The 7,054-nt window shown below is 63.4% G+C and carries 6 protein-coding genes; all 6 read right to left on the bottom strand.

Features of this window, described 5'->3' with window-relative positions:
* Positions 1-228: 228 nt before the first annotated feature.
* The 6 genes from ON20_RS33945 to ON20_RS03275 all read right to left on the bottom strand — a co-directional run bounded on the left by ON20_RS33945 (position 229) and on the right by ON20_RS03275 (position 7,054).
* Complete coding sequence (locus ON20_RS33945; RefSeq protein WP_218002420.1) at positions 229-1,707, bottom strand: PucR family transcriptional regulator; 1,479 nt, start codon at positions 1,705-1,707, stop codon at positions 229-231.
* Positions 1,708-1,826: 119 nt separating this feature from the next.
* Entirely contained in the window at positions 1,827-3,092 is a 1,266-nt protein-coding gene (locus ON20_RS03295) for a hydantoinase/oxoprolinase N-terminal domain-containing protein (RefSeq protein ID WP_157228665.1), read from the bottom strand.
* Positions 3,093-3,139: 47 nt separating this feature from the next.
* Entirely contained in the window at positions 3,140-4,225 is a 1,086-nt protein-coding gene (locus ON20_RS03290; protein ID WP_157228664.1) for an S-methyl thiohydantoin desulfurase family protein, read from the bottom strand.
* Positions 4,226-4,830: 605 nt separating this feature from the next.
* Entirely contained in the window at positions 4,831-5,112 is a 282-nt protein-coding gene (locus ON20_RS40410; RefSeq protein ID WP_368853916.1) for a hypothetical protein, read from the bottom strand.
* A gap of 203 nt (positions 5,113-5,315) precedes the next feature.
* Positions 5,316-6,224: a DUF1028 domain-containing protein gene (locus tag ON20_RS03280; RefSeq protein ID WP_040833383.1), complete on the bottom strand. Its 909-nt coding sequence runs from the start codon at positions 6,222-6,224 to the stop codon at positions 5,316-5,318.
* Positions 6,221-7,054, bottom strand: coding sequence for an alpha/beta fold hydrolase (locus tag ON20_RS03275; RefSeq protein ID WP_083864556.1), 834 nt, complete (start codon positions 7,052-7,054; stop codon positions 6,221-6,223). The genes ON20_RS03280 and ON20_RS03275 overlap by 4 nt, the downstream gene beginning before the upstream one ends.

Here is a 7,054-nt window from a genome sequence, read left to right as displayed (position 1 = left end):
CCTCCACCTCCGGCGTGCGGGCGTACCGGCCGAGCAGGGCGCCGACCACGTCGACCGCTCCGGCCCACCGGCCTGGTGCCGCTGAATGTCCTTGGCCGTCGTGTAGCCGGCCTCTGCAACTCGTCGATCACCTGGCGGACCGTGTTACGGGGCTCGTCTACCCGACCGACCCACCGACACCGATCGCGCCGCGGTCGACCTCCTCGACCCTGTGCGCGCAACTGCCGGTCAGGTGTTCCGTTGCGGGACCAAGGCCCGAGTTGCAAGTTGTAGGACAAGCCGGTCATCGGCGCTACCCAGGTCGACATCCAACAGGGCTCGTATGCGTTCGAGGCGCAGAAGAACGGTATTGCGGTGCACGCCCAATTGCTCGGCAGTGTTCGTGGCCGATGATTCGTGATCCAAATAGCAACGCAATGTACGCAGCAGCTCACGGTTCGGGTCCGCCGCCAGAAGCCGACCCAGAATCTCGGTGGCCGCCTCGCGAAGCGACTGTTTGCCGAACCAGCCTGCCAGTAGGCCGGCAGCGCTGACCGCCATAGTGTGCTCGACCGGGTGCGGATCCTCCCGGCCCTGTGCGACCAAAGCCGCCTTGCGGGCGGTGGCGAGCGAGCGTTTGATCCCGGCTGCACCGAACTCACTGCCACCTATGCCCGCGCAAAGACCCCATTTATCCTGTGGGTCGATCGAGACCATCAGCTGACGCACAGCATCGATGAAGCCGGGTTTCTCGAGGCCGTCGGACCGAGAATCGGCGTCCGACACTTCACTCGTGGTCCAGAACACATACCCGTCGGATTGTTCGATCACGGTGGCTGTGAATTTCGGCTCGACAACGTCTTCCAGAGCTGCGAAAACCGCGTGACCGTCCGGCTCGGGCCGATTATCCCGCCACGTGATGTACACAACCGTGTGCCATCCTCCGAGCCTCCACCGCAGTGCGCTGGCCTTCTCGAGTGTGCTCGCTGCGACTTCTTCGGATTCGATCAACTCCGCCAATAACATCGAACGATGTCTGCTTTCACGTTCGATTCGAGCGGTCCGCGACGCAACGTGGCCGGCATAAGACAATGCCGCCACGCCCATGGCGTGCAAGAGAGGCCGGCACAGTCGCTCGGGAAGTGCTCTGGTCACGGCTATGAGCCACAAGTTCGCCGGGGCCCGTCGGTCGGTCCGGATCGGCTGAAGCAGAACGATGTCACCCTCCGCATTGTTGAACATTCCTGGGAGGGGGCGCATAACTGACATCGCCTCCCGGCCTTCGGCCGTGTTTGCCTGACTTCGGCTCCCGGAATCTCCGGCGACAAGGTGGCCTTCGCTGTCGACGAGAGCGACCGGGACATTGAGAACCTTGCGCAGCTTATCGATGAGTGCACGGGAGTCGGAGGGTGGCACGAGGAAACGATCGATGGTCTCACCGAGTATTCGGAGGGCATGGATTTCTGGTGCCCTGACATAGGGATCGCATGTTGCAACGATTTGGTCGAGATACATGGGGGCGACTGCGATCAACGGAATCGACAAGGTGTCGGCCAAGCGTTCCGTCGCCAGCGCTGTAGGTCGTGTCGACGCCTGAGTTACTATCCCGGCAGCATTGACACTGCGCGCGAGTCTGATCGCCAGGTCGGTCGACAGATTATTCAGTCCGATCGTTCCCCGGGAGAACACGACGAGAGAATCGGGTTGGACACGACCGAGATCGTGCACGTCGGTGCATGGGATAACTCGGGCGACATGCCTGCCCAAACCGGACCGACCTCCGACAAGGTGATGCTCAGGGATCGCTCCCAGCTCGAGCAGCTGTCCAACGGTGATCGGTGATTTGTTCACAGCAAGGGCCCCCTCGCCATGGCGCTGAGACGAATACTGTTGCTGGCGACATACGTCAGCGGCGTGTCGGTCAACCGAGCGACCTCGACACGCAACGGGTCCGCCCCGGCGCGTACAGCGGCATCGATGGCCTCTGACTTTGCGATCCGAACGGCCTCGCCATAGGTAGAGTCCGCGAAGTTGAAAACTCGGTCGGTGAACCCTCCAACCTGAGCCGCCGCGGCCCCGGTGGCCGCCGTCCAGCCCCCCAGCGCCGAGTCCGTAACACACGGTAGGTCGAATCGCCCATTGCCGGTGGTATCGCCCGGGAAGATGCGCACAACCGGAACGTCACCCATCCACAGTTGGATTCGTTCGATGCACTCGGCAATCCGTTCGGGGTTCCTGTTGTCCAGCACCACACCTCGCAGGGCGGCAACAGTGGTCGGGATGCCGAAAACTGTTGTACCTGAATGAGTCTGGTGTGGAATACCATCAGATATGGTGAACACTCGAACGTTGTCGGCATTGACGTAGAGCACGACCGAGCGGTCCAGCCCGAACTCGTGTGCAACGCCGATCAGTGCACTCGCCACATAGGACTGATAGACCCTGGAAGGATGAGCGATCAGTTCGGCCACCGACATCAGGGTCCCTGTTCCCGCCACCACATGGAGTTCGGTGTCGATCCCGTGCCGCTTCAAATTGGATGAGATCGCGTCCACCCTGCGAAGGACAACCGACACCAATGAGGCCTCGATGGCAGCCGTATTCTCGCGCTCGATCACCCCGATCCCCGGCATCGTACTTCCCAGCACCAGATGCGTATGCGGCCCTACGATCTCCATTACGATATGAGCGGCCTGCTGCTCGTGGCCGGGCGCCGACTGCGAGTTGGTGCCGACTATCGCGACAGCACGGATTCCTTTGTCGCGGCAATCGAGGGCGAAACGAGCGACGGCATCGGAATCCAGCGGACTCCGCGGGCTCCCATCGAAATTATGTCCGCCCGACACCGTCGCTACGCACCCGGCCACACTGTGCGCGAACCGTCGCGGCCACCCGGACATCGGGGAAATGCACGTACTCGAGGGTTCCGCGATTCGCAGTACTCCTATCTTCTCGGCAGGCCGCGGGAACCCGTTGGAGTCGAAAATCCCTGCCACCATTACCTTTTCAACACGATCAATATGGATACGGTCGATCACATCCGAGATGGCTTTCGCGCCCGACAGCTCGGACTCCGACCTCGAAACGACCGTTCCTGTCTCATCGGTCGCCACCGCGCTCACCTTGTCTCCCAGCGCGATTCCTACGGTGAACGGAGGTATCACCGATCCTCTCCCGCCGGCACGATATCGGGTAGTCCGAACTCTGCCGGACCGATGATCCGACTCGCGCCGGGGGCATGCCACCTCTCGTCGCTGGGGATCGAGAGAACCCGAATACGCTGTCCCGGGAGCATGTCCGAACTTTGGACGACGTCGCCGCTGTCGATGTCGACAACGGTGATGATGTCCGGGACCATGGCGACGATAGTGCCGTCGACAGTGGCTGCCACGTTCCCGCTACCGTGATCGAGCCGCAGAATGCTTCGGCCGGCCGACTCGCTGACGGCGGTGACGACTCCACGTGGAACACCGGAGCCGATATCGTGATGCCGCTCTATGACCACGCCTTCGAACACCACAGTTCCGCCACAGAACCGAAGGCACTCATCGAATGCAGCAGACTCGCCGCCCCTCAGCGTGTCGACCAGTTTGCCCAATGCTATGCACCGCGAGACGGAGCCGACGTCGCCATAACGGGTACAGATCTCTGCGGTCACCCTGTACGCGCTGATCAACGCGACCATCCCCATCTCGGCCAGGGTCGCTCGGAGCAGCCTCCCTCCCGCCTGGTCTGTGCCGGCCTGGATGATGCTGAAGGCGCCCATCGCGTCCACCATCACGATCGGCGCCATCGGAAGACCACTCAGAGCCGGCAAGGTCATTTCAAGCGACGGGAAGCAGTGCTGCATGAGGTCGGCGTCTACACAGGGCAGCCCGAGCTCAGCGGCGGCGACCATTGGGAACACGGTGTTGACCGATCCGATCTGGATCGGCAATACAGCCTCACACGGCGCTCCGAGTACCTCTTGCACTACCTCTCGCAGGCGATGAATCTGCTCCAAACTCGGAAGCGACTCGACTACCGCACTGGGCGAACCGCCGACGATAACCGGTAACAGAAAAGCGTTCGCCGGAAGTTCGTCCGGACCGACGAGCTGGACCGATCCGCGTCGGGACAGCGCTTCTTGTGCCATCAGAACCGGGTGATAGGGAGCACCGCCCCCGCCCGAAGCAAGGAACGACGCACCGAGCGCCAGCCACTCGATCTCATTCGTCCCTATGCTCTTGCCCATCGCCGACCGCACTCCCTCACATACGTGTCAACGAGGCCATTCTTGTGTCTTGCGCTCGGTCCGTCAACGGACCGGCACCGAACTGGATGAAGGATTACGAAATCACGACCTGGTCGCCTTTCGGGGTTCCCGTAGTACTCGCGCAAAAACAACGGATATAGCGTAACCGCAGGTGAGGCTGCTCCCGGGCTTGGCCGGGGCCGAGGAGGCCGGTGACGCCGCGCATGGCCGGGAGTAAGGGTTGGAATAGCGGCGCAGGCTGTCGGCCTTGCGGTGGGGGGATTTGGCCATCGGCCCGAGCAGACCGACCCGACCTCGCCGAGGTGAGTCGGACCCGAGTGGCGGATTTCGTGTAGATCCCAGCCGGCGTCGGGTCCACTGGTGGTGGTGCCGGGCAGGTCGCGGGTCTGGCCATAGGACAGCCGGGCCAAGTCGGTGTCGGGCAGGCATCGCGGTCGGCGACGGCCTCGCCGGGTCCGGGTCGGCGGTGACGAGCGCCGGGTCGCGGGGGCGGCTCTCATCGGCCGGGGCAGCAGCCGGGCGGTGGTGGATACCGCCGAAACAGATAACGGGGCCGCTTCGCGCACCGGTTCGAACCCGTAGCGGGCCTCATGCTGTCACAGACAACAGCCGTTATCTGTGACAGTGCCGGGTTGGTCCTGCGGTCGAGGACCATGCATATCGAGGCATTCGCCACCGACCGGCATCGGAATGCCGGGACCGGTACGAACTGGGGTCGGTGGGGGTGTGCGCACCGGGGTAGCGGGCGCGGCGAGCCCGGCGAAGACGATCGACAGGACGCGCTGTCGCCGGTGGGGGTCCCGTACGCCCCGCACCGCGCCCTGTGTAGTGCCGGCCGGCAACGCGACGACGTCGTCGCCGGTGATGTCGTCACGCACGGTTCCGGCGGCTTGTGCCCGGGCCCGCAGTCGGCGTGACCCCAACCTCCGGCACGCCAATCAACCCAATCGACAGCCGAGCCGAGCACCGAACCACCCGGCCCGCGGCGAAACCGGCGAAAACCCCCGATGGCCTGGCCGTTGTTTGCGCGATTACCACCGGAACTCCCATCGCAAACCGTGCCACTCCGGCCGAGCCCGGATCATAGGTATCGCTCGACGTCGTCGACGACTCCTGCCTCGCATACAGACCTCAAGAAAGGGCGCAAATGGTCGGCGACGGTGAATAGATCGGCGAAGGCGGCGGTAGCATCTTTTGATCGCCCTGCACGGGCCAGCAGCACTGCGCGCCAGAACTCGGCTTCGTGGTTGTCGCCGAGTATTTCCGCGGCAATGGCGAGTTGGTCCAGTGCATCGTTGAGTTCGCGCTCGGAAACCCCATGGAAGGCGCCGAGCATGATTCGTGGTGCGAACATCACCGCACCGACCGAATCGAATGCGCGCACTCGCGGTAGTAGTCTGGCCAATTCTCCTACGGGATCGTCGTGATCATCGACCCTGATATCGACGATGGACTCTTGCCACGGACGTGACGATCTCACCCCGGATACGACGCGGAGAAAGGCGGACTGGCTTCCCCGGGCGTCGCCGCCGGCGGCTTCGCCGGCCGCGAGCGCCGCCAAAATACGGTCGGCGAGGTCCCCTTCCGCGTCTTCGTAGGCGGCTATCATCGCGTCGGGCACCGTCGGCGACGCGAGCATGTTTCCTTGAACGACCACACCGTCGCCGATCCGGTGCCGAGCCTCCGGAACGCAATGGTCGCCGCTGTGCGCCGCGACAGAGCCGTCCGCAGCGATAATCGCCAACTGCCGGTACTGTCTCATATCGTCGGATTCGAGCAGTTCACCGAGCACATTCGCGCAGTCGCCTCCACGGCGGAGCTCCTGGAGCGCGAGCGGGCCGAAATCGATGTTGACAAACGCTTGCGTCGCGACCGCACCGACCCCCGGCTCCAGCCACCCCGCGAGACGTCCGAGACCGAAAAAATGGGACTGCCCGCCGACACCGAGTTGTCCGGTCTCGCTGTCGCGCGCAACAATCGAGTACGTCATCGCGGCTCCCTCGGGGTCATCCCTCTTTTCCAGAACGCATTCAGCGCTCGAAGGACCTGGTCGGGCGCCTCGATCATCGGCAGGTGGCCCACTCCCTCGATCGTCTCGTGAACCCCTCCTGTTGCCTTTGCGAACTCGATCGACATTTCCACGGGGCACGTCGGATCGAACGTTCCTGCCACAGTCAGTACTGGGCATCGAACGTGTGGCGCGCGGTCGCGGACGTCGGCGCCGAATGCACCTCTCAAAATCGCGGAGACCACCGGAACCGGGCGAATGCCGATACTGTCGAGGGCGCGCCGGATAGTCCGGGCGTTTCGAAAGGCAGGCCCGAGCACCTCTGGAGTGATCTTGGTGAAGTATGCGGCCGAGCCGGCCGCCTCCAGTTCCTGAACCATCTCCTCGATTGCGTCGCCACCCATTCCGGTGCCCAGTGTGCTGCCGAACGCCGCAACGCCGAGCACGCGGTCGGGCTGCGCCGCCGCCAATGACGCACTGATCGTGCCACCGAGCGACCCGCCTACGAAATGAGCCGATCGGACGTCGTGTGCGTCCATTGCGGCGAGAACGTCGGCGACATAATCGTCGACTGTGAACGGACCGGACAGAGCCGATGATCCGTGACCACGAAGATCTACCGCAAGCGATGGCCGTCGAATCTCGTTTCGTACATCGTCCCAGATCGCCGCAGAGGTATTGATCGGGTGGACGAAGACCACCGCACCACTCGCCGGAAGGGTGCCCGACGACGGATATGTGATGATTCTGCCCGCGGGACCCTCTACCTGAACAGCTGGACTCCCCAACGCGGTATTACCTTCGATCGTCAT

The sequence above is a fragment of the Nocardia brevicatena NBRC 12119 genome (assembly GCF_000308495.1).
GTDB lineage: Bacteria > Actinomycetota > Actinomycetes > Mycobacteriales > Mycobacteriaceae > Nocardia > Nocardia brevicatena.
Note: the sequence above shows the minus strand (reverse complement) of the source record. Positions and strands in the feature narration are given on the sequence as shown.

Excerpts from the sequence above, each read along its gene's own strand:
- ON20_RS03280 (WP_040833383.1), bottom strand. The coding sequence starts at position 6,224 with ATGACGTACTCGATTGTTGCGCGCGACAGCGAGACCGGACAACTCGGT.
- ON20_RS03275 (WP_083864556.1), bottom strand. The coding sequence starts at position 7,054 with ATGACGATCGAAGGTAATACCGCGTTGGGGAGTCCAGCTGTTCAGGTA.